The organism is Bosea sp. 124, assembly GCF_003046175.1.
GTDB lineage: Bacteria > Pseudomonadota > Alphaproteobacteria > Rhizobiales > Beijerinckiaceae > Allobosea.
On the sequence record NZ_PZZM01000001.1, the window covers coordinates 5,379,096 to 5,399,065 of the forward strand.

Here is a 19,970-nt window from a genome sequence, read left to right on the forward strand (position 1 = left end):
CGTCCTCCCAGACACCGTGAATCACAGATCAAACGAATTTAATAGGTCCTGAGCCTAGGCGAATGGAACTTCACGACCCGTTTTCCCACCCGTTGCGCTACGGCGCCCCCCTGCCGCAGGTAGGTGGCCTAAGGCGGTTTTTGGCATCTAACTTCGCGCCGGCGAGCAAGCTCAGGCGCACCGGCCAAGCCTGCTCACGTCAGCTCCGCCACATGTAGAGAACAGTGGTCTCGGGGTTAGAGCAGATAGATGCCGAGGCCAACGACGATAACGACGACGGTCACCCACGGGGATGCGTCGAGGGACAGACGCTTGCCGTTCACGCTCCAAGCCGGGCGTTGATCGCGCGAAGCCGCTGGATATCCGAGCAAATGAAGGCCACCTCGGCCGATCCGCGCACAGCCGTGAGCGAGCGCGATCGGCAGGGATGATCACCACCACCATTCAGCATCACGTCGAGACGGAGCGTCGGAAGCGAACTCAGGAACTCGATCTCACAATCGTGCCGGTAGCGCTCCGAGCATTTGGAGATAATCGCCCCGGTTAATTTAGATCTTACAAAGGCGGAGTCAGAGAATTCAGTCATCTTCACAAATTTGAACATTTGGGTTCTCCAAACAGACAACCCTTCACAACCTTTGATTGTTCCTTCGATTTGTTGGATGTCGCAACGACAGACCAGGTGGTAATCGCGTTCATCGCCCGCTCGGGTCTGTGACGCGCCGTTTGACCTGCCGGCCCTGGGGAGAATGCGCGGTCCGACTTCCGCTTTCCACCCTCTTGAAGACCTTCGGACCGACCGCTAAAGGGCGATTTTCAACGCGCTTGGCAGAACGGTTTGCGCTAGCAACCGCAATCAGACAAGAGATTGCACATCGTGTCACGTTACCCCGCTGCCATATCTCGGGTTTCGTATGCTGAATGTGCGCCGAAGGGGAAGCCTGCGGCTGCTGCCCGCCAGAACCTTACGTTGCGGCAACCAAAGATAAAGTAATTGACGCTGCGTCAGCCAAGGGGAATGCAATTGCATGTCCCGCATAAAGTGTTACCGTCGGGCGAATCCTAGCGGAGCAAGATGTCGGTGAACGTTAAAACTTTAGTACAAGCCGTCGTTCCGCGCCCCATCATCAATCGAGGAAAGTTGGTAAAGTCGTCGACCGCGATAAGGAAAGCAAAATTTGCTTTAGAGAACGCTTCTCATGAACCAAAATGGTTGCAGATTTCCCAATTAGAAGATCTAAGATCTGAATATCCTGTATCATATTTTTGGGACGACACTAATATTCGAGGTCCAGAGACCGAACGCGTACAACCTTTGCTTAAAAAATTCGGGTTACAGCCAAAGAAACTTATAGAGATTGGTGGAGGCCCGGGCTATGAGGCATGGGCGATGGCAAATGCTGGCCATCAAGTGACATGTGTCGATCTTTTTGACGAATTAGATCCTTTGGCGGCTTCGGCAGGGGTAACAAGCGTTATCGGAGATGCTTCGAATACGGGCTTACCCTCTAATTCGTTTGACGGTTATTGGTCTTTCAACAGCTTCGAGCATTTGCATGACCCGGACGCTGCCCTTAAAGAGGCCTGGCGTCTGGTTAAGAATGGCGGCTTGGTTCATATCAATTTCGCTCCGATATACAATTCCCCTCTGGGCTTGCACGCTCACTATGAAATCGGTGTTCCATATTGCCAACATCTTTGGAATACGGACGATCTGGCAAAATTTGTGAGCGCTAAAGATCTTTGGAATCTGAATGGTATGTCTTTATACGACTACCGTTATCTTTGGAGTAATAATTCGAATATTTTCAAGACGCTTAGCCTATCCGAAGAAAAGGATTACCACGGACTTGAATTGATATCGAGATTTCCGAGCTGCTTCGCTCACAAGAGCCGTGACTTGGATTATTTCACGACTTCGAAATTGGTTATTACTCTCCGTGTTTCGAAATAGATTAGGCCCAGCGGCGGAACCGCACCCGTAATCCCTCTATCAGAGCTCTGCAGTTCCTTAGCTTTGATGGGGTGATTATTCGTCATTGCCCACACGCCGCCGCTCGACCGGCACCGACCCGGCCGCGAGCATGTCCGCCTTGCCGCCATCGATCAAGGTCAGGCCGGTCAGGGATGGCGGCAGGTCGAGTGGACGACCGGAGTTGAGATCGGGGAGATGGCGGCGCAGCGTATGCCGCATTTTGCGGCTTTCGTGCCGAGTTCAACGGATCCCGAGGGCATCCCCCGACGACGATGCACAGCAGGCCGCCGATCAGCACGCCCGGCCCCGTATTTGCGCGCCGATACCGTCAGCCGTGCATCACCGCTGCGCTCGCAGACATGGCAGCGAAAGCGCACAGCGACATAGGGATAATCGCTTAGCGGCATGTTTTCGTTCAGCCGCGGTGGCCCGGCTGGTGACATGATCCCGGCTCTCGGGCGGCGATTATATACTTGACGCAAAATCAAATGATTGAGGCATACCGGTTCTCGGGTGGCAGAGAACCGGTCGGCGTTGTTATGGGCGCAAGCCGCTTCGGTCGCTGTCGAGGCGCCGCGGAGGTTCAGCCAGCATGCGCCCGCGGGTGCAGCGCCCTGCAGCATCGGCTTTCTCGAAACCGCATTCCACTTTTCAGGCCGCTGCGCCTCAACTCTCCGGTTTGCCCCACAACTGCGAGACCCCCAGAAGCAGCGAGGTGATCACGATCATGATCGTCGAGATCGCCGCGATGGTCGGGTCGATCTGGTCACGCAAAGCCATGAACATCGCGCGCGTCAGCGTCGAGTTGTCGCCGCCGGAGACGAAGAGCGAGACCACGACCTCGTCGAAGGAGGTCAGGAAGGAGAGCAGAGCCGAGGTGACGATGGAGAAGCCGATCTGCGGCATCGTCACCTGCAGGAAGGCCTGGGTACGCGTCGCACCAAGGCTGCGGGCGACGCGCTCCTGGTCGAGATCGAAGCTCTTCAGGGCCGAGCCGACGATCATCATCACGATCGGGACGGCCAGGATCGTATGCGCCAGCACGATGCCGATGAAGGAGTTGACCATCTTCAACTGCACGAAAGCATAAAACAGCGCGATGCCGACGAGGATGACCGGGACGATGGTCGGGGTCAGCAACGCCAGGATCGCAACGCCTGCGAAGCGCAGCCGCGAGACATGCAGCCCATAGGCGGCGAGCGTCCCGACCGGCGTCGCCAGCAAGGCCGTGCAGAGGCCGGCCTTAAGCGAGGTCATGGTGGCGGCCATCCAGCTTCCCGAGGAAAAATAGGCCTCGTACCAGCGCAACGACCATTGCCGCGGCGGAAACTCCAAATATTGCGAGTGCGAGAACGACATCGGGATCACGATCAGCGTCGGCAAGGCGAGAAACGCCAGAACCAGCACGCCGAGGCCGTAAAGCCAGAGCCGCGACCTGTGCGTGATCTGCGTGTCGCTGGCGGGACGATCGAGCCAGCTCATGCTCAGTGGCCTCCCCCGAACAGGCCCGCACCGCGAGACAGCCGCGCCGCCAGCACCAGCACGACGAGCGTGATCACCAGAAGGACGACGCCAAGCGCGCTTGCCGCGCCCCAGTTGAAGAACAGCTCTATGTCGTTGGCGATGCGGTTCGAGACCATCGTCACCTTGCCGCCACCGAGCATGGCCGGCGTCACATAGAAGCCGAGGCAGAGCACGAAGACGAGGGCGGAGCCGGCGGCGAGCCCTGGCAGCGACAGCGGAAAGAACACGGTCCAGAAGCCATGGGCCGGGGTCGAGCCGAGGCTCGAGGCGGCGCGCAGCAGGTCACGATCAATCGCCCGCATCGTGCCGTAGAGCGGCAGGACGAGGAAGGGCAGCATGATATGGACCATGCCGACCAGCGTGCCGCCGACATTGTGGACGAGTTGCAGCGGTTCACTCCAGAGGCCGAGCTGGATGCCCCAGGTGTTGATCAGCCCACTGCGCTGCAGCAGCACGAGCCAGGCATAGGTGCGCACCAGGAGCGAGGTCCAGAACGGCAGCAGGACCGCGATCATGCAGAGATTGGCGGCACGGCGCGGCAGTTGCGACAGGAAATAGGCGAGCGGATAGCCGAGCAGGATGCAGATCGCCGTGGTCAGCAGGCTGATCTCGAAGGTGGTGCGGAAGGTCCGGCCATAGGAGGGCTCGGCCAGCATGCGCCGGTAGTGCTCCAGGCTCGGCGCGCCGGCATCGTCGAAGAAGGACAGGCCGAACAGCCAGCCGACCGGCAACAGGACCATGACGGTGACGAGCAGGAGGGCCGGCGCCGCCAGCGCAGCCAGTCCCAGCCGCTCGCGCCAGTGGTCGCGGCGCAGCGCGGCGGCGTGGAAATCTCCGCCATCCTCCGCGGCGATGCCGAGGCCCGGCGCACTCACGCCGGCACCCTCCCCTCGTCGACGAGCAGGACCGTGTCGCTGACCGCGATGCCGACCGTGATCGCGGAGCCGGCGGCCGGCGGCGGGGCATCGTCGCCGCGCGTGGCCATGCGGAGGCTGACCGGGCTGCCATCGGCAAGCACAAGCTGCAGCAGCAGCGTCTCGCCCTGATAGATCGCGTTCTGGACCTTGCCTTCGAACCGATTCATCGCCTCGCTCTCGCTGCCGTCGAGGATGCGCAGCCGTTCCGGCCGCAGCATCATCACGCAGCGACCTCGGGCGACCGGGACATTCGGCGCCCGAATGTCGGAGCCGGCGGCGTGACAGATGCCATCGACGACCTCCACCTCCAGAAAGGAGGACTCGCCGATGAACTCCGCGACGAAGCGGCTGCCGGGCTGGTCGTAGATCGCGCGCGGCGTGTCGATCCGGGCGATCCTGCCGCGATCGAGCACGGCGATGCGGTCCGACATCGTCAGGGCCTCGCGCTGGTCGTGCGTGACATAGACGGTGGTGGTGCCGAGCCTGTCATGGAGCTGGCGCAGCTCGATCTGCATGCGCTCGCGAAGCTGCTTGTCGAGCGCCGAGAGCGGCTCGTCCATCAGGATGATGCGCGGCTCAAAGACGATGGCCCGGGCCAGCGCGACGCGCTGGCGCTGGCCGCCGGAAAGCTGGGTGATGCTGCGGCCGCCATAGCCGCCGAGCTGGAACATCTCCAGGGCGGCCTCGACGCGCCTTGCGATCTCGGGCGCCGGCACCCGCCGCAGCCGCAGCGGAAAGCCGACATTGCGCGCGACATCCATGTGCGGAAACAGCGCATAGTTCTGGAAGACCATGCCGATCTCGCGCTTGTGCGGCGAGAGCCGGACGACCTCGCGCTCGCCGATGCGGATGCTGCCCTTGTCGGGCCGCAGGAAACCGGCGATCGCCATCAGCAGCGTCGTCTTGCCGGAGCCGGACGGGCCGAGCAGGGTCAGGAATTCGCCGGGCCTGACGTCGAGATCGACATCGTCGAGCACCGAAACCGCGCCATAAGCCTTGCTCAGGCGCCGGACGGCGATGGGCAGGGCGTTGCCCATCGCAGGAGCGGAGGGAGCCGCGGCCGTCGGCGCCGCCAACTCCCCGGGGTTGGCCGCCTGCCTCATTCCGTCAGCATGTTCTGGTAGGCCGCCGAGGCCTGGGCCTCGAACTTGGTGTACCAGTCGAGATCGATCGGCAGTTGCTTGGCGGCGTTGTCGGGGTGGGACGGCAAGGTCTTGGCATAGGCCGCCTCGATCAGGCCGAGCTCGTAGGCCTTCTTGTTGGTCGGGCCGTAGGTGATGTATTTGGTGAATTCGGCCTGGTATTCCGGCTTGCTGATCTCGGCGAGGAACTTCATCGCCAGGTCCTTGTTGGGCGCGCCCTTGGCAATACCGTAGCAGTCATAGTCGAGCAGCGCCTGGTTGAAGGTGTAGGCGACCTTGGCGCCATCCTTGGCGGCGACATCGAAGCGGCCGTTCCATCCGGTGATCATGTCGACCTCGCCATCCTTCATGAGCTGGGCGTGCTGGGCACCGGACGCCCACCAGACCGCGACATGAGGCTTCAGCTCGCGGATTTTCTTGATTGCGCGCTCGATGCCGCCGGGCTGCGACAGGACCTCGTAGACCTTCTCCGGCGGCACGCCATCGGCCATCAATGCCGGCTCGAGCGAGCCGGCGACGCCCTTGCGGTAGGAGCGCTTGCCCGGAAACTTCTTCACGTCCCAGAAATCGGCCCAGCTCTGCGGACCGTTCTGGCCGTAGGTCTTGGTGTTCCAGGCGAGCACCGTCGAGAACACGTCGCCGCCAACGCAGTAATCCTGCGCGGTACCGGGGATGAAATTCGAGGTGTCGATGACCTTGTAGTCGAGCTTTTCGAGAATTCCCTCGGAGCCGGCGCGGGCCGCGCTGCCGGAGCCACTGGCGACTATGTCCCAAGTCACGGCGCCAGCCTTCACCTTCAGGCGCAGATCGGCGATGCCGCTATAGGTCTCCTCCTTGAGCTTGATGCCGAGCTTCTTGGCGGCGGGCACGAACAGGGCCTTGCTCTGCGCCTCCTGGTAGGAGCCGCCGAAGGAAACGACGGTGAGCTCCTGCGCGAAGGCGGGCATCGCGCCGGCCAAGCTCAGGAGAAGGGCGAGAGTCGATCGCGACGGCAGGATCGGCTGGCACAGCATGTCATGTCTCCTGATCTGAACCACACATGTCCATCGGCGGTCGCAAGGCCGCCAAAGCGCCCCGTCCCACCTCTGTCAGCGTAGAGAATTTGTGGAAATTGGACTGCCCATAAGGTCCATTCTGAGAATTGGGGGAGTCCAATCGACTACTCAGCGGGCGAGCCGGTCGCGCCAGCGGTAAAACAGCACCGAAGGCGCGAGGAACCATGGATTGCCGCTGTAGAAAGGCCTCGTCTGGAAAGGCAGGCCATCGAAAGCGGTCGCCCCTTCCGGCAGGCCGAGCACCTGCTGGCCGAGGCGCATGCCGAGATAGCTCGCCATGCCGACGCCCGAGCCGCAGTAGCCCATCGCATAGTGGATGCCGTCATGGCGGCCGATGTGCGCCAGTTCGTCGAAGGTATAGGCGACGAAGCCGCACCAGGAATGACTGATCCGCGTCGTCGCCAGCTCCGGGAAGATCGCGCTCAGATCGGCATGGAGCTTCGGCCCGCTGCGACGCGGATCGGTTTCGCTGAGCGAGACCCGTCCGCCGAACAGGATGCGCCGCCGGTCCGGCGAGGCGCGGTAGTAGTAGACGACCTTGCGCGTGTCGCTGACGATGCGGTTGCGCGGCATCAGGCGGTCCATCAGCGCGGGATCGAGCGGCTCGGTCGCGATCATGTAGCTGCCGATCGGAATGACGCGACGGCGCAGCCAGCCGGTCAGCGGCCCGGTATAGCCATTGGTGGCGACGACGACGTCGCGCGCCTGGATCGTGCCACGCGGCGTCTCGACCACGAAGCCCTGTCCCGAGCGCGTGATCGCGGTCGCCGGGCAGAACGGCACGAGTTCGGCGCCGGCGACCATGACACGTTCGAGCAGGCCCTGATGATAGCGCGCCGGATCGAGGGAGGCATGCTCGGCATAGAGCGCGCCGCCATGATAAAGGTCCGAACCGATCTCGTCGCGCTGTTCGGCGCGCGGCACGACATGGCAGGCGACAGCGAGGCCCTTAGGCTGGTTGTCGACCTGCCGCGCCAATTCCTCGTATTGTCCGGGGGAATGGGCGGCGTGGAAGCGCCCGGCCACGCGGAAATCGCAGTCCAGCCCCTCATCGCGGATGAACGCGCCGATCCATTTCAGCGAGCGGCGCCCCTCCTGCAGGATCGCGACCGCCCTCGCCTCGCCATGGCGCCGGGTCAGCTCCGCAAGCCCCGGCTTGATGCTGGTCGAGATCTGGCCGCCATTGCGCGTGCTGCAGCCGAAGCCCGCGGCTTCCGCATCGAGCACCACCGTGCTGCGCCCGCTCCGCGCGATCTGGAGTGCCGCATGCAGGCCGGTATAGCCGGAGCCGACGATCACGACATCGGCCTGCTTTGGAGGCTCCGATGGCGCCAGCTCGGGCCGCGGAACCCCGTCCCACCAATAGGGCGCCGCCTTGAAATCGGCGGTGAACAGCTCGCTCGACATTCCGTCTCGTCCCCCCGGCCGGCTCAGAGCCGCGCCACCACACTCTTGAGCTTGCAGTAGCTGCGCAAGCCCGCCATGCCCTTGGCCCGCCCGAAACCCGATTTGCGGTTACCGCCGAACGGCATGGCGACGCCCCCGGCAAAGAACTCGTTGATGTAGACCTGCCCCGCATCGACGGCCCGGGCGAAGCGCCAGGCCTGGGCATGGTCGCGGGTGTAGATGCCGGCCACCAGCGCATAGGAGGTCGCATTCGCCGCCGCGATCGCCTCCTCCAGCCCCGACACGATCTGAACGGTCAGGACCGGGCCGAAAATCTCCTCCTGCACCAGCGGGTCGTCCAGGCCCCGCGCCAGGACGATGGTCGGACGGTAGAACCAGCCGCCGCCGCAGTCCTCCGGCCGAACGGTGCTGCCGCCGGTCAGGATGCGGTTGCCGGCGGCTCGTGCCCGCTCGACATGCGACTCGATGCGCGCGAGCTGCTGCACTGAGTTGATCGGCCCGATCGCGGCATCGCCCAGACCATGGCCCAGCGTCATCGCCTCGACGCGCGCGACCAGACGGCCAAGCACGTTCTCCGCGATCGCCTTCTCCACGATCAGCCGCGAGCCGGCCGAGCAGATCTGGCCGGCATTCTCGTAGATCGCGCCGATCACGCCCTCGATGGCCGTCTCGATCTCGCAATCGGCCATGAGCACCACTGGCGATTTGCCGCCGAGTTCGAGCTGCAACCGTGTCGCATGCTCGGCCGCCGCCCGCATCACGCGCTGGCCGGTGGCGACCGAGCCGGTGAAGGTGATGTGGTCGATGCCGGGATGAGCGACGAGCGCCGCGCCGGCCTCGGCGCCGGTTCCCGCGACAACGTTGAGCACGCCATCGGGCAGGCCGGCCTCGTGCAGCAATTCGGCCAGCATCAGCGTGGTGAAGGGCGTCTGCTCGGCCGGCTTGACGACCAGCGTGCAGCCGGCGGCGAGTGCCGGCGCAATGCCGCGTGCGGCCGTCGACAGCGGATAGTTCCAGGGCACGATCTGCGCGACGACGCCGACCGGCTCCTCGATCGTCACGCCGAGATAGTCCGGCCCGAGCGGCACGCTGTCGCCCTGCAGCTTGTCGGCCGCACCGGCGTAATAGGCGAAGGTGCGGACCACGCCGCCGACATCACCCTCGGATTCGGCCAGAAGCTTGCCGGAATCGAGCGTCTCGACCACGGCGAAGCGCGCTGCCCGCTCGCACAGCAGTTGGCTCGCCCGCATCAGGATCTCGCCCCGCGCGGCAGGCGTCATGCGCGACCATGGGCCCGAAAGCGCAGCCCGGGCGGCCGCCACCGCCGTTGCCACGTCCTCGGCGCCGCCCGCCGCGACGCTGGCGAAGGGAGCACCGCGACCGGGGTCGGAGCTCTCCATTTCCCGCCCCGACACGGAGGCTACGATCCGCCCGTCGATGAAATGCCCGCGCGGCAGGCCCGCGACGGTGCCGGTGCTCCGCGCTTCCTCGATCAGTTCCGACCGGTCGAACGTCACGCCGAAACCTCGGTGACGCAATACTCCGCCCGCTCGAGCCAGGACGGCTCGATCTCGACGCCCCAGCCGGGCTCGGAGGGAATCGCGACCATGCCGTCCTTCGCCCTGGGCGGGTTGCGCAGCAGCCCCTGCTCCCACGGGTAGTAGTCCGGCCCCTCGATCGAGAACTCGACATAGGGTCCCGCATTGGCGAGCGCGCCCATGACGTGGAGGGTGAAGACCGTCACCATCGACTGGTTGGCCGAATGCGGCGTCACCGGGAGGCCTGCTTCAGCTGCCCAGCGCGCCACGGTCAGCATCCGCCCGACGCCGCCGATATAGCAGAGGTCCGGCTGCACGACATCGACATCGTGCCCGTCGATCATCGACCGCCAGACGGCGAGGTCGCAATCCTGCTCGCCGCCTGTGACATCGAGATCGAGCGCCTCGCGGACCTCGCGGGTCCAGGCATGCTCCCAATAGGGGCAAGGCTCCTCGAAATGTACGACGCCATGGTCCTGCAGCATGCGGCCGACCGCGATCGCCTTCGCCGGCGAATAGCCGCTATTGGCATCGACCAGCAGGGTCGCGCCAGGCCCCAGCGCCGCGCGCACCAGCGGCACGATCGCGTCGGTGCGGCCCGGCCATTCATCCTGATCGCGGCCGCATTCACGCCCGACCCGAAACTTGAAGGCGCTAAAGCCATGCGCGTCGCGCAACCGGACGAGACGCTCGGCCTCGGCCTCGGGGGTAATCTCGCCGCGCTTCATGCTGGAGGCGTAGACGGGGAAAGGCCTCGGCGTGCCGCCGAGCAGTTCGCAGACGCTCTTGCGCTCCTTGCGCCCGCGCCAATCCCACAGCGCGGTGTCGAGCCCGGTCAAAGCGCGGCAAAGATAGGAGCCCGGAAACTTGTGCTCGCGCTCGCCGATCGTCGCGACGAGTTCGTCGATCGCTAGGGCATCCTCTCCGACCGCCCAGCGCGCGACCTGCCGGTGAAAGACAGCCGCCGTGATGTCGGCGTTATAGGGCGAGAACTGGCCCCAGCCCTGGCTGCCATCCTCGCAGGTCGCACGGACAAAACCGACATCCTGCGTCGTGAAGCTTTCGAGCCGGGTGATCCTCATGGCAGCCGCCGTCAACTCCGTCACTGCGGCCAGGCGCGATTGCGAGGTCTCAGGATGAGGCCGAGAGGGGGCTTGAATTGGTCTGAACCCAAGGTCCATTCTGACGAAAGCAGCAGTCCAATCTTGGGATGGCGCTCGCTTGCTGGAGGATGGCATGGTCAAGCGTGAGGAAGGCGTCCTGCTTCAGTCGATCGTGCTGGACCGCGACGGGCCGCACGGTCTCAGCGTCCAGATCTGCGTCGGCCTGCGCGAGCTGATCCTGAGCGGCGCGCTCAAGGTCGGCGAGCGTCTGCCGGCGACGCGCACGCTGGCGCAGGAGTTCGGCGTCGCCCGCACCACCATCGTCGAGAGCTTTGAGCGACTGGCCGCCGAGGGGCTCGTTGAGACCCGCGTCGGCGCTGGCACCTATGTCAGCCGGGCTCTGGCGAGCGAACGACCGGCGCCGGCCGCAGCGGCGGTGGCCGTGCCGACGGCCAAGGTGCGGCTGGCGCAGGCGATGGACTCGGCCTCCAAGCTGTTCGGCGCGCGCCTGCCGCACCAGCCGCGCGCCTTCACCACGGCGATGCCGGCCTTCGACGCCTTCCCGATGGCGCAGTGGGCCAAGCTGTCGGGCCGGCACTGGCGGAAGGCCCGCTATCAGGTTCTCGGCTATCCCGACCCGCATGGCGAAGCCGTGCTGCGACAGGCGATCGCCGCGCATCTGCGACTCAACCGCGGCATTGCCTGCGAATGGCAGCAGATCTTCATCGTGGCCGGCGCCCAACAGGCCTTCCAGCTTCTCGCTGCGACGCTGATCAATCCGGGCGACAAGGTCTGGTTCGAGAATCCGGGTGCGATCGGCGCCCGCAACAGCCTGATCCTGTCGGGGGCCGACATCGTGCCGGTGCCGGTCGACGAAGCCGGCCTCGTTGTCGAGGAGGGATTGCGCCGCGCGCCCGATTTCAAGCTCGCCTTCGTCACGCCGGCCCATCAGCAACCGCTCGGCGCCAAAATGAGCCTGGAGCGGCGCCTCGCTTTGCTGGAAGCGGCGCAGGCGAGCTCCGCCTGGATCATCGAGGATGATTGGGACGGCGAGTTCTGCTTCCAGGGCGCACCGATGGCGACGCTGACCAGCATCGACCTGACCGGACGGGTGATCTATGTCGGCACCTTCTCGAAGACGCTGTTTCCGTCGCTCCGGCTCGGCTTTCTTGTCGCTCCGCCGCAGCTCGCCGAGCAGATCGGCATCTGCCTCGACGCCTATTCGCCGGGCGTGCCGACGGCCCTGCAGGGCATCGTCGCGGACTTCATCGTCGAGGGCCATTTCGCCACCCATGTCCGGCGCATGCGCAAGCTCTACCAGGAACGCCATCAGGCATTGATCGGGGCTGCAGGCACGCATCTCGCCGGCGATCTCACGGTCGTGCCGACCCATACCGGGATGCACACCATCGCCTTCCTGCGCGACGGCCTCGACGCCGTGGCGGTGACGCAGGCGGCAGCACGGCGCGGCATCACCGTCGCGCCGATCAGCCGCTTCGGCCTCGAGCCGGTCGAGCGCGACGGGCTCGTCCTCGGCTTCAGCGGCTTCACCCCGGCGCAGATCCAGGCCGGCGTACTGGGCTTGCGGCAGGCGATCGACGATCTCGCGGCAGGCTGAGAAACTCGCGAATTGGACTGGCTATTTGGGCGGAATGGCTCTTAGCGACAAGCCCAATCCACCGTAGAGCCGTTGCAACGTGGAACGCCGGAAGCCGGCAGGGAGCCCGCCTTGGAGGAATGGGACGTCATCGTCATCGGCGCGGGTTCGGCCGGCTGCGCGCTGGCCGGGCGCCTCGCCATGTCGGGACGCGATCGCATCCTCGTGCTGGAGGCCGGTCCGCGCGACCTCAACCCCTGGCTGCATCTGCCGATCGGCTACGGCAAGACCTTCTATCACCCGCGCCTGAACTGGATGTACCGGACGGAAAGCCAGCCGGGCCTCGCCGGGCGCGAGATCTACCAGCCGCGCGGCAAGGTCGTGGGCGGATCGAGCGCAATCAACGCCATGGTCTATATGCGCGGCCAGGCCGAGGATTTCGACGGCTGGGAGCGCATGGGCAACCCCGGCTGGGGCTGGCGCGACGTGCTCGCCACCTATCGGCGCATGGAGGACCACGCTCTCGGCTCGTCCACCTGGCATGGCGCGGGCGGCCCGCTGCATGTCGAGGATGTCTCGCAGGCGGTGCATCCCCTCACCCCGCTCTTCGTCAAGGCGGCGCAGGAAGCGGGCCTGCCCTTCAATCCCGACCTTAACGGCGAAACCTGCGAGGGCGCCGGCATCTACCAGATCACCACGCGCGGCGGCCTGCGCGAGTCCGCCGCGCGGGCCTATCTGCACCCGGCGCGCAAGAGCGGGCGCGTCAAGGTCGAAACCGGCGTGCTGGCCTCGCGCATCCTGTTCGACGGGCGCCGCGCCGTCGCTGTCGAAGGCTGGCGCGACGGCCGGCCGGTCAGCTACCGCACGGCCGGCGAGATCGTGGTCGCGGGCGGCGCGATCAATTCTCCGCAACTCCTGCAGCTTTCCGGCATCGGTTCGCCTGAGCTTCTGGCGCGGCACGGCATCGCGACCGTGCAGGCGTTGCCGGCGGTCGGCGCGCATCTTCAGGACCATCTCTGCTACGACCATGTCTATCGTTCGCGGCAGCCGAGCCTGAACGACGAGCTTTTGTCCTGGCCCGGACGGATCGGCATGGCGCTGAGCTATGTGTTGCACCGGCGCGGCCCGCTCTCGCTCAGCGTCAACCAGGGCGGCGGCTATTTGCGCACGCGTCCCGAACTCGACCGCCCCGACATGCAGCTCTATTTCTCCCCGCTGAGCTATGAGCGCGCCCTGCCCGGCGTGCGAGCCCTGATGAGACCGGACCCTTTCTCCGGCTTCAGCACCAGCGTATCGCCGTGCCGGCCGCACAGCCGCGGCCATGTCGCGATCCGCTCTGCCGATCCCCGGACCGCACCAGAGATCGCGCCGAACTACCTTTCCGATCCGCGCGACGTGCATGACATCCTCAGCGGGGCGCGCTTCCTGCGGCGGTTGGCGGAAACGCCGACCTTTGCGGCGCTGATCGAGAGCGAAATCAAGCCGGGCCCGCACTGCCTCGACGACGCCACGCTGCTCGAATCCATCCGGCAGCAGGCCTATTCGGTCTTCCACCCCTGCGGCACCTGCCGCATGGGGCCGGATGCTGCCGATTCCGTGGTCGATGCCAGGCTGAAGGTGCATGGCATCGAAGGCCTGCGCGTCGCGGATGCCTCGGTCTTCCCGACGATCCCCTCGGGCAACACCAATGCGCCCGCCATGATGGTGGGTGAGCGGGCGGCCGACCTCATGCTCACGGACTGAGCGCCGCACATTGCCATCGGCGTGCCGATCGCAGAGACAGGCCCGGGACTTTCACCAAAGCCCCTTAGCAACCCCTCGAGGAGAGACCATGATCACGCGCCACGAAGTGACCGGACGACTGAGCAAGGTGCTCGTCGCCAACGGTTTCGCCTTCCTCTCGGGCCTGACCGCCAAGGACCGCAGCGGCGGCGTCAAGGAGCAGACCGCCGACATCCTCGCGCAAATCGACGGCTATCTGAAGCTCGCCGGCACGGACAAGACCCGCATCGCCGTCGCCAATATCTGGCTCAAGGACATCTCGACCTTCGCAGAGATGAACGCCGCCTGGGAAGCCTGGGTCGACCAGACGCAACCGCCCGCGCGCGCCACGGTCGAGTCGCGTCTGGCCGCCGAGGACATCCTGGTCGAGATCCAGGTCCAGGCGCTCGTCTGAGCCCGGGTCCATCCCTTGCCGGTCGGCGGGCGTCGCGATGACGCACAGCCGGCCGGCCCAGGCGCCTGAGCGTCGGCTGGCAGCCGTCGCTCCTGCCCCGCCTCGCAGCGACGCTAGCGCGGGCAGCGGTCCCAGAAGCCGGTGGTGCGATTGGGCGAGGTGTAGAACCAGCAATAGCCCGCATGCGGCGGATTTCCGGCGAACGAAACCGCTGCGGCGCCCGCAATGAAGCCGAGCGCCGCGCCGGCCGCAATCGCCCCGCCCGGATGCCAGGTCCGGCGCGGATGAACCACCACGACGCGGTTCGAACGATGGTGCCGAACATGCGCGGGCGGACGATGGCGCACATGCGCCGGCGGCCGGTGGGCATGGCTGCGCTGGCCGCCGCGGACCGCATGGCCGCCGCGATTCGGACGATGCGACTGGTGCACGCGCGACCGCTGCCCGCCACGAACATTCGCAGCGGAGCCGCTGCGTGCGTTCGACGCCCGCGACTGCGCCTCGGCCGGCGCAACCAGCGCGAAGGGCGGCAAGAGGCCCGCCAGCAGCGCCAGAAGCATGACGAGCGATTTGAGTTTCAGGTTTCGACGCATGGCTGCACTCCCGTCCGGCCGCCGACCAGCACGGCCGACGACAATGAACCTCGTCGCGCCAACAGAACACAATGGCGGCGCGATCGCAAAAGCCGCCTGCCCTGCCGCAACCGGGAGCCCGCCCCGGGCCTTCCCGGTCCGCCAAGTTGTCCACAGGGTGGCCAACTCTCCCGCTTGCCGTCACCCGCCTTATGACCCAACGTCATCTTGTCGCGTTGCCGGGAGTCATCGTCTTCATGCGTGCCCTGTCGCGTCGCCTCGACATGCGAGTCTCCGGCCAATGGGCCGTGCTGTTGCGAGCTCTGGCGGTTCTCCTGATCGCCATGGCGATCATCCTGCCGCTGGTCGACTGAGCGCGCCGGCCGGTCCCAATCGGGATCGCGCGATGCGGCTCGTATCTCGACGCTTTCGCGGGTAAGCTCCGGTCTCAGAGCGTGTGACAGAAGGAATGCAGCGATGGCAGCGGAAAACCGAGGAACACGCGCCTGGCACGATGTGAACAACGTCCAGGAAGCGCCCCGCGAGAAGCAGAAGTCGAGCGGCCGCATCGCCGCCGAGGAGGCCGCGGCCCGCAAGAAGATCGAAGCGCTGAAGGCTTTGCGCCTGGCCAAGCAGGCTGCAGAGCCCCCTGCCCCGCCGGCACCCGCCAAGACGACGAAACGCAAGGCCGTCGCAGCGGCAACCTAGAGCTCACCATCGGACCCGGGCGCGCGCAAGTATTGCGCTGCCGGGTGACGGCGGACGCCGTCACCTCATTGCGAGCCAGCCTTCAAGCAGGCCGATATCGGCCTGCGACAGGCCGTGGCCGGCCGGCAGAACCCGGTGATCGACGCTGGCGCCGCTGCCGGACAAGGTCCGAGCCAGCTGCTCGACATCCTGCGTCGGAACGATCGGATCCATCGCGCCGGAGAGGATCAGCACGGGCTTGCCTGCCAAGTCCGCCTGCGGCGGCTCGACGAAAGGCGACATCGCCCGCAGCAATGCCGCGCCGGCCAGAACCTCCGGACGGAGCAGCAGCAGGCTCGCCGCAATATTGGCCCCGTTCGAGAAGCCGACTGCGACCGGCGCGGCAAGACGATAGCGCTCCCGCGCCTGTTCGACGAAATCCGCCAGTTCATGCGTCCTGCGCCGCAGGTCGTCCTCGTCGAAGACGCCCTCCGAGAGACGACGGAAGAAGCGCGGCATCGGGCCTTCCAGCACCCGACCGCGCGGCGAGAGCAGGCTGGCACCGGGCGCGACCATACGGCCGAGGCCGAGCAGGTCGTGCTCGTCGCCGCCGGTGCCGTGCAGCAGGAGCAGCGGCGGACGGCCCGTATCGGAACCGGGCTCGTAGACGTGAATGAAATCGGTGGTCGCGATGGCGTCCATCGGAGTTCTCCTTCGCAATGAGGGGCGCGACCGCCCTGCCCGATCCGAAGACAGGCAGGGCGGCGAGATCAGGCGAGTGCGGGCAGGATGGCCTCGATCCGGGCCCGCTGTGCCTCCAGCCCGGCCGGGAGCTTCAGCGCCTGGCCGAGGCTTTCAGCAGGCTCGTCGACGGCAAAGCCCGGAACATCGGTCGCGATCTCGAAGAGCACGCGGCCGGGCTCACGGAAGTAGACGGAGCGGAAATAGTTCCGGTCCCTCTGCTCCGTGGCGCGGATGCCGTGGTTCTCCGCGAGCCGGCGCACCATCTCGGTCTGGGCCGCGTCATCAGCGGCACGGAAGGCGATATGATGGACCGAACCCGCCCCCTGGCGCGCCGGCAGGAAGCCACCGGCGACGCGCAGATCGACGATGTTGCCGAGCGGCGCGCCCTCCGCGTGGTAGCGGATGAGCGTGTCCTCGCGGCCGATTTCCCGGAAGCCGAAGACGTCGCTCAGGATCGCACCCGTCGCAGCCGCATCCTCCAGCAGCAGACTAACGCTGTGGAAGCCGCGGATCGCATGCTCCGCCGGAACCCCGCTGCCGGCCCAGGCGGGCTCGGCCTCGATGCCGGGGACACCGACCAGGGCAAGGCGCATCCCGTCCGGATCGCGGAAGGCGAGGATCGTCTCGCCGAAGCGCTTCACCGGAGCGTCATGCGGCACGCCAAGTTCGACGAGCCGATGCGCCCAGTAGCCGATCGCTCCCGCCGGAACCCGGAACACCGTCTCCTGAGTCTCGCCGACACCGAGGCGGCCGGGCGCGGCATGCTCCCAGGGGAAGAAGGTCAGGATCGTGCCCGGCGCGGCGGCGGCATCGCCATAATACAGATGCCAGGTGCCGGGATCGTCGAAATTGACGGTCTTCTTGACCAAGCGCAGGCCGAGCACGCGGTCGTAGAAGTCGAGATTGCGGCGCGCCGGACCGGCAATCGCCGTGACATGATGGATGCCGTTGATCTGCATGACTGAGGTCCTTCCGACGCTGTGATGCAGGGGCGTGTCGCCCCGTTGACGAGGAAGATCGGGCCGGCAAAGCCAAAGCGCCAGAGGCCAATCATTGCATTGGCGCAATCTTACTATTGGCATCTCACCATTTGCATTGCGTCGCCGTCGGGGCGATCTCTGGTGCCGAGACCACCCCGGTCCCGTTTCTGGAGACTGCCGTCATGATCGACAATCGCCTCGCCCCCTATGGTGCCCTCGCCCTGCGCGTCGCGCTCGGCTCGATGTTCATCGCCCATGGCTATCTCAAGCTCGTGATCTTCACCCCGGCGGGCTTCGCCGGCTTTCTCGGCCAGGTCGGCCTGCCTGCCTTTCTCGCCTGGCCGATCATTCTGGCCGAGCTTCTCGGCGGCCTCGCCATCCTGACCGGCTTCTATGGCCGCTATGTCTCGGTGCTGCTGCTGCCCGTTCTGCTTGGCGCCCTGATGGTCCATGCCCCGAACGGCTGGGTCTTCAATGCCCCCAATGGCGGCTGGGAATATCCGGCCTTCCTGGCGCTGGCGGCGCTGGCGCATGGCCTGATCGGCGACGGCGCACTCGCCCTGAAGTCCGTCCGTCTGCCTGCGTTCGGCGCCCCCGCCACCGCCTGACCGGCCGCCATGCCGGCTGCCTCTTCGCCGTCATCAGGGCCTGCGGGCCTTGATGGCGGCGAAGCCTTGTCGGAGAGTGCCCGCATGACCACGCCGATGAAGACGCTCGCCTGGGACGATTTCCGCCTGATCAAGGCGATCGCCGACCGACGGGCACTGCCGGCGGCGGCAACCTCCCTCGGACTGAACCATTCCACCGTCTTCCGCCGCCTCGGCCAGATCGAGGAGGCGCTCGGCGTCAAGCTGTTCGAGCGCCACCGCAGCGGCTATGTCGCGACGCCCGCCGGCGACGAGATGGCGCAGCTCGCCGAGCGGGTCGACGGCGACATCACCGCCTTTGCCCGCAAGCTCGCCGGACAGGAGATCAAGCCCGCCGGCGAATTGCGCGTCACCACCAACGACACGCTGCTGGTCGACCTGCTGACGCCGGTCTTCGCCGCCTTCCTGGCGCAATGCCCCGACATCCGCCTGGACGTGCTGCTGAGCAACCAGGCGCTGAACCTGTCCAGGCGCGATGCCGATGTCGCGATCCGGGCGACCGACAATCCACCGGAGACTCTCGTCGGCAGGAAGGCGGCCCGCATCGCCTGGGCGCTCTATGGCCGGGCCGCCGATTTCGCGGATGCCGGCGTGGTCGATATCGAGAGCCTGTGGGAGCACAACTGGGTCTCGCTCGGCGAGCAGTTCACCGCGCTCAAGGCGGTGCGCTATCTCGGCCAGCATGTCGCGCCGGAGCGCATCGTCTACAAGGTCAACACCGTGCTGGGCCTCGCCGAGGCGGTCGAGGCCGGGATCGGCATCGGTTTTCTGCCCTGCTTCATCGCCGACACCAAGCCGGGCCTGACCCGGCTCGCGGCGCCCGACCCCGGCTTCTCGGCCGATCTCTGGCTATTGACGCATCCCGATCTGCGACATTCGCCGCGCGTGCGCCTTTTTCTCGACTTCATGGCCGTGGAACTGGGGCGGATGAAACCGCTGATCGAAGGTGCGCTGGCGATCTCGCCGCGCTTGTCTCCCGCAGTCGAACCGCCCGGCGCCGCCTCATGAGCGGCGAGCTGGGTTTGCTGCCCTGGCTGTTGCTGATCTCGATTCCGCCCGGCCTCGTGCTGGCGGGCTATTGGGCGCGCGGGCGCTTCAGCGACAAGCCGCCGAAGGTCCCGCCGGGCGATCCCGGCAACCCGACCTGAACGACGAACGCCCGCGACGGCAAGCCGTCGCGGGCGTCGCGATACGATCACAGCGCGGTCAGGCGGCCTTGCGGTTGATGCCCGATTCCGCAAGCTTCGAGAGCTTGTCGTCAGCGGCATATTCCTCATCGAGGTTCTGCTGCAGCAGGGCTGCGCAGTCGGCGCGTCCGAGCTGCTTCGCCCAGGCCGCCAGCGTGCCGTAGCGGGTGATCTCATAATGCTCGACCGCCTGGGCCGCGGCGATGATCGCGGCGTCCAGAACCTGCTTGTCGGCGACCTCGCCGGCAACCTCGTCGGCTTCCTTGAGGATGCCGTCGATCGCCGGACAGTTGACCGCCTTTACCTCGGCGCCGTGCTGCTTGAAGACCTGTTCGAGCCGCTTGATGTGGCCCTCGGTCTCGGCGCGATGCGCCTCCAGCCCCTGCCTGAGCTTGGCGTCGGTCGCCTTCTCGATCATTTTCGGCAAGGCTTTGTAAATCTGCTTCTCCGCGTAATAGACGTCCTGGAGTTGATGGACGAAGAGATCGTCCATCGTCTTGATATCCTTGGAAAAAAGTCCCATGTCGTTCTCCTGTCGCGTGTCGCGTGGTGAGACAGGCCGGCATGCCCCGAGGCGATGCGCTTCCCCTCTGGAGCGAACGTCCGCCGCCGGGATGGGTTCCACATTCCTGCTCCGCTTCTGCCTCGGGCCAAACCCAGCCTCGCTGCTTCGGTCGCAACGCGGCTCGCCCGGCGGGTCTTCATTTTTGCATCGTCTC

The 19,970-nt window shown here is 65.9% G+C and carries 21 protein-coding genes; 8 read left to right on the forward strand and 13 right to left on the reverse strand.

Features of this window, described 5'->3' with window-relative positions; translation table 11 throughout:
• Positions 1-319: 319 nt before the first annotated feature.
• Positions 320-604: a DUF7696 family protein gene (locus C8D03_RS25525; RefSeq protein ID WP_108050861.1), complete on the reverse strand. Its 285-nt coding sequence runs from the start codon at positions 602-604 to the stop codon at positions 320-322.
• Positions 605-1,075: 471 nt separating this feature from the next.
• Between C8D03_RS25525 and C8D03_RS25530 the strand changes: the two genes are divergently transcribed.
• Entirely contained in the window at positions 1,076-1,954 is an 879-nt protein-coding gene (locus C8D03_RS25530; RefSeq protein WP_108050863.1) for a class I SAM-dependent methyltransferase, read from the forward strand.
• 75 nt (positions 1,955-2,029) lie between these two features.
• Here C8D03_RS25530 and C8D03_RS26565 read toward each other — a convergent pair whose 3' ends face one another.
• The 8 genes from C8D03_RS26565 to C8D03_RS25565 all read right to left on the reverse strand — a co-directional run bounded on the left by C8D03_RS26565 (position 2,030) and on the right by C8D03_RS25565 (position 10,640).
• Positions 2,030-2,194 carry a hypothetical protein gene (locus C8D03_RS26565; RefSeq protein WP_181301258.1) on the reverse strand — a complete coding sequence of 55 codons (165 nt, stop codon included), beginning with the start codon at positions 2,192-2,194 and terminating at the stop codon, positions 2,030-2,032.
• 447 nt (positions 2,195-2,641) lie between these two features.
• Positions 2,642-3,457, reverse strand: a complete 816-nt coding sequence (locus C8D03_RS25535; protein ID WP_108050865.1) for an ABC transporter permease — start codon at positions 3,455-3,457, stop codon at positions 2,642-2,644.
• Between the two features lie 2 nt (positions 3,458-3,459).
• Positions 3,460-4,374, reverse strand: a complete 915-nt coding sequence (locus tag C8D03_RS25540) for an ABC transporter permease (protein WP_248308624.1) — start codon at positions 4,372-4,374, stop codon at positions 3,460-3,462.
• Positions 4,371-5,453, reverse strand: coding sequence for an ABC transporter ATP-binding protein (locus tag C8D03_RS25545; RefSeq protein WP_108051983.1), 1,083 nt, complete (start codon positions 5,451-5,453; stop codon positions 4,371-4,373). Before C8D03_RS25545 ends, C8D03_RS25540 begins: the two co-directional genes overlap by 4 nt.
• Before the next feature lie 62 nt (positions 5,454-5,515).
• Positions 5,516-6,571: an ABC transporter substrate-binding protein gene (locus C8D03_RS25550; protein ID WP_181301260.1), complete on the reverse strand. Its 1,056-nt coding sequence runs from the start codon at positions 6,569-6,571 to the stop codon at positions 5,516-5,518.
• A 150-nt stretch (positions 6,572-6,721) separates the two neighbouring features.
• Positions 6,722-8,020: an NAD(P)/FAD-dependent oxidoreductase gene (locus tag C8D03_RS25555; RefSeq protein ID WP_108050867.1), complete on the reverse strand. Its 1,299-nt coding sequence runs from the start codon at positions 8,018-8,020 to the stop codon at positions 6,722-6,724.
• A 23-nt stretch (positions 8,021-8,043) separates the two neighbouring features.
• Positions 8,044-9,537 carry an aldehyde dehydrogenase family protein gene (locus C8D03_RS25560; protein ID WP_108050869.1) on the reverse strand — a complete coding sequence of 498 codons (1,494 nt, stop codon included), beginning with the start codon at positions 9,535-9,537 and terminating at the stop codon, positions 8,044-8,046.
• Positions 9,534-10,640 (reverse strand): mandelate racemase/muconate lactonizing enzyme family protein, encoded by a 1,107-nt coding sequence (locus C8D03_RS25565; RefSeq protein ID WP_108050871.1) that lies wholly within the window; start codon positions 10,638-10,640, stop codon positions 9,534-9,536. Before C8D03_RS25565 ends, C8D03_RS25560 begins: the two co-directional genes overlap by 4 nt.
• 154 nt (positions 10,641-10,794) lie before the next feature.
• Between C8D03_RS25565 and pdxR the strand changes: the two genes are divergently transcribed.
• The 3 genes from pdxR (at position 10,795) to C8D03_RS25580 (ending at position 14,434) form a co-directional block, all read left to right on the forward strand.
• Entirely contained in the window at positions 10,795-12,279 is a 1,485-nt protein-coding gene (gene pdxR / locus C8D03_RS25570) for a MocR-like pyridoxine biosynthesis transcription factor PdxR (RefSeq protein WP_108051985.1), read from the forward strand.
• A gap of 111 nt (positions 12,280-12,390) precedes the next feature.
• Entirely contained in the window at positions 12,391-14,001 is a 1,611-nt protein-coding gene (locus C8D03_RS25575) for a GMC family oxidoreductase (RefSeq protein ID WP_108050873.1), read from the forward strand.
• A gap of 88 nt (positions 14,002-14,089) precedes the next feature.
• Entirely contained in the window at positions 14,090-14,434 is a 345-nt protein-coding gene (locus C8D03_RS25580) for a RidA family protein (protein ID WP_108050875.1), read from the forward strand.
• A gap of 113 nt (positions 14,435-14,547) precedes the next feature.
• On the opposite strand, the gene C8D03_RS26570 is transcribed toward C8D03_RS25580, so the two are convergent.
• Positions 14,548-15,027 (reverse strand): hypothetical protein, encoded by a 480-nt coding sequence (locus C8D03_RS26570; RefSeq protein WP_181301262.1) that lies wholly within the window; start codon positions 15,025-15,027, stop codon positions 14,548-14,550.
• Between the two features lie 456 nt (positions 15,028-15,483).
• On the opposite strand from C8D03_RS26570, the gene C8D03_RS25590 reads away from it, so the two are divergent.
• The gene (locus C8D03_RS25590) at positions 15,484-15,714 is read left to right on the forward strand and encodes a hypothetical protein (protein ID WP_108050877.1); all 231 of its coding nucleotides are present in this window, start codon (positions 15,484-15,486) and stop codon (positions 15,712-15,714) included.
• A 60-nt stretch (positions 15,715-15,774) separates the two neighbouring features.
• On the opposite strand, the gene C8D03_RS25595 is transcribed toward C8D03_RS25590, so the two are convergent.
• Both C8D03_RS25595 and C8D03_RS25600 read right to left on the reverse strand, forming a co-directional pair.
• Positions 15,775-16,395: an alpha/beta hydrolase gene (locus C8D03_RS25595; RefSeq protein ID WP_465246460.1), complete on the reverse strand. Its 621-nt coding sequence runs from the start codon at positions 16,393-16,395 to the stop codon at positions 15,775-15,777.
• A 68-nt stretch (positions 16,396-16,463) separates the two neighbouring features.
• Complete coding sequence (locus C8D03_RS25600; protein WP_108050879.1) at positions 16,464-17,396, reverse strand: ring-cleaving dioxygenase; 933 nt, start codon at positions 17,394-17,396, stop codon at positions 16,464-16,466.
• Positions 17,397-17,599: 203 nt separating this feature from the next.
• Here C8D03_RS25600 and C8D03_RS25605 point away from each other — a divergent pair, with 203 nt between their 5' ends.
• From C8D03_RS25605 to C8D03_RS26575, 3 genes are all read left to right on the forward strand, one after another.
• Positions 17,600-18,025, forward strand: a complete 426-nt coding sequence (locus C8D03_RS25605) for a DoxX family protein (RefSeq protein ID WP_108051987.1) — start codon at positions 17,600-17,602, stop codon at positions 18,023-18,025.
• Positions 18,026-18,109: 84 nt separating this feature from the next.
• Entirely contained in the window at positions 18,110-19,072 is a 963-nt protein-coding gene (locus tag C8D03_RS25610; protein ID WP_108050881.1) for a LysR family transcriptional regulator, read from the forward strand.
• Positions 19,069-19,212, forward strand: coding sequence for a hypothetical protein (locus tag C8D03_RS26575; RefSeq protein ID WP_181301264.1), 144 nt, complete (start codon positions 19,069-19,071; stop codon positions 19,210-19,212). The genes C8D03_RS25610 and C8D03_RS26575 overlap by 4 nt, the downstream gene beginning before the upstream one ends.
• 58 nt (positions 19,213-19,270) lie before the next feature.
• Here the strand turns inward: C8D03_RS26575 and C8D03_RS25615 are convergent, their stop codons facing one another.
• Entirely contained in the window at positions 19,271-19,774 is a 504-nt protein-coding gene (locus tag C8D03_RS25615) for a YciE/YciF ferroxidase family protein (RefSeq protein WP_108050883.1), read from the reverse strand.
• Positions 19,775-19,970: the final 196 nt, after the last annotated feature.

Excerpts from the sequence above, each read along its gene's own strand:
- C8D03_RS25615 (WP_108050883.1), bottom strand. The coding sequence starts at position 19,774 with ATGGGACTTTTTTCCAAGGATATCAAGACGATGGACGATCTCTTCGTC.
- C8D03_RS26570 (WP_181301262.1), bottom strand. The coding sequence starts at position 15,027 with ATGCGTCGAAACCTGAAACTCAAATCGCTCGTCATGCTTCTGGCGCTG.
- pdxR (WP_108051985.1), top strand. The coding sequence starts at position 10,795 with ATGGTCAAGCGTGAGGAAGGCGTCCTGCTTCAGTCGATCGTGCTGGAC.
- C8D03_RS25535 (WP_108050865.1), bottom strand. The coding sequence starts at position 3,457 with ATGAGCTGGCTCGATCGTCCCGCCAGCGACACGCAGATCACGCACAGG.
- C8D03_RS26575 (WP_181301264.1), top strand. The coding sequence starts at position 19,069 with ATGAGCGGCGAGCTGGGTTTGCTGCCCTGGCTGTTGCTGATCTCGATT.
- C8D03_RS25590 (WP_108050877.1), top strand. The coding sequence starts at position 15,484 with ATGGCAGCGGAAAACCGAGGAACACGCGCCTGGCACGATGTGAACAAC.
- C8D03_RS25600 (WP_108050879.1), bottom strand. The coding sequence starts at position 17,396 with ATGCAGATCAACGGCATCCATCATGTCACGGCGATTGCCGGTCCGGCG.
- C8D03_RS25525 (WP_108050861.1), bottom strand. The coding sequence starts at position 604 with ATGTTCAAATTTGTGAAGATGACTGAATTCTCTGACTCCGCCTTTGTA.
- C8D03_RS26565 (WP_181301258.1), bottom strand. The coding sequence starts at position 2,194 with ATGCGGCATACGCTGCGCCGCCATCTCCCCGATCTCAACTCCGGTCGT.
- C8D03_RS25530 (WP_108050863.1), top strand. The coding sequence starts at position 1,076 with ATGTCGGTGAACGTTAAAACTTTAGTACAAGCCGTCGTTCCGCGCCCC.
- C8D03_RS25605 (WP_108051987.1), top strand. The coding sequence starts at position 17,600 with ATGATCGACAATCGCCTCGCCCCCTATGGTGCCCTCGCCCTGCGCGTC.
- C8D03_RS25595 (WP_465246460.1), bottom strand. The coding sequence starts at position 16,395 with ATGGACGCCATCGCGACCACCGATTTCATTCACGTCTACGAGCCCGGT.
- C8D03_RS25555 (WP_108050867.1), bottom strand. The coding sequence starts at position 8,020 with ATGTCGAGCGAGCTGTTCACCGCCGATTTCAAGGCGGCGCCCTATTGG.
- C8D03_RS25550 (WP_181301260.1), bottom strand. The coding sequence starts at position 6,571 with ATGCTGTGCCAGCCGATCCTGCCGTCGCGATCGACTCTCGCCCTTCTC.
- C8D03_RS25565 (WP_108050871.1), bottom strand. The coding sequence starts at position 10,640 with ATGAGGATCACCCGGCTCGAAAGCTTCACGACGCAGGATGTCGGTTTT.
- C8D03_RS25545 (WP_108051983.1), bottom strand. The coding sequence starts at position 5,453 with ATGGGCAACGCCCTGCCCATCGCCGTCCGGCGCCTGAGCAAGGCTTAT.
- C8D03_RS25610 (WP_108050881.1), top strand. The coding sequence starts at position 18,110 with ATGACCACGCCGATGAAGACGCTCGCCTGGGACGATTTCCGCCTGATC.
- C8D03_RS25580 (WP_108050875.1), top strand. The coding sequence starts at position 14,090 with ATGATCACGCGCCACGAAGTGACCGGACGACTGAGCAAGGTGCTCGTC.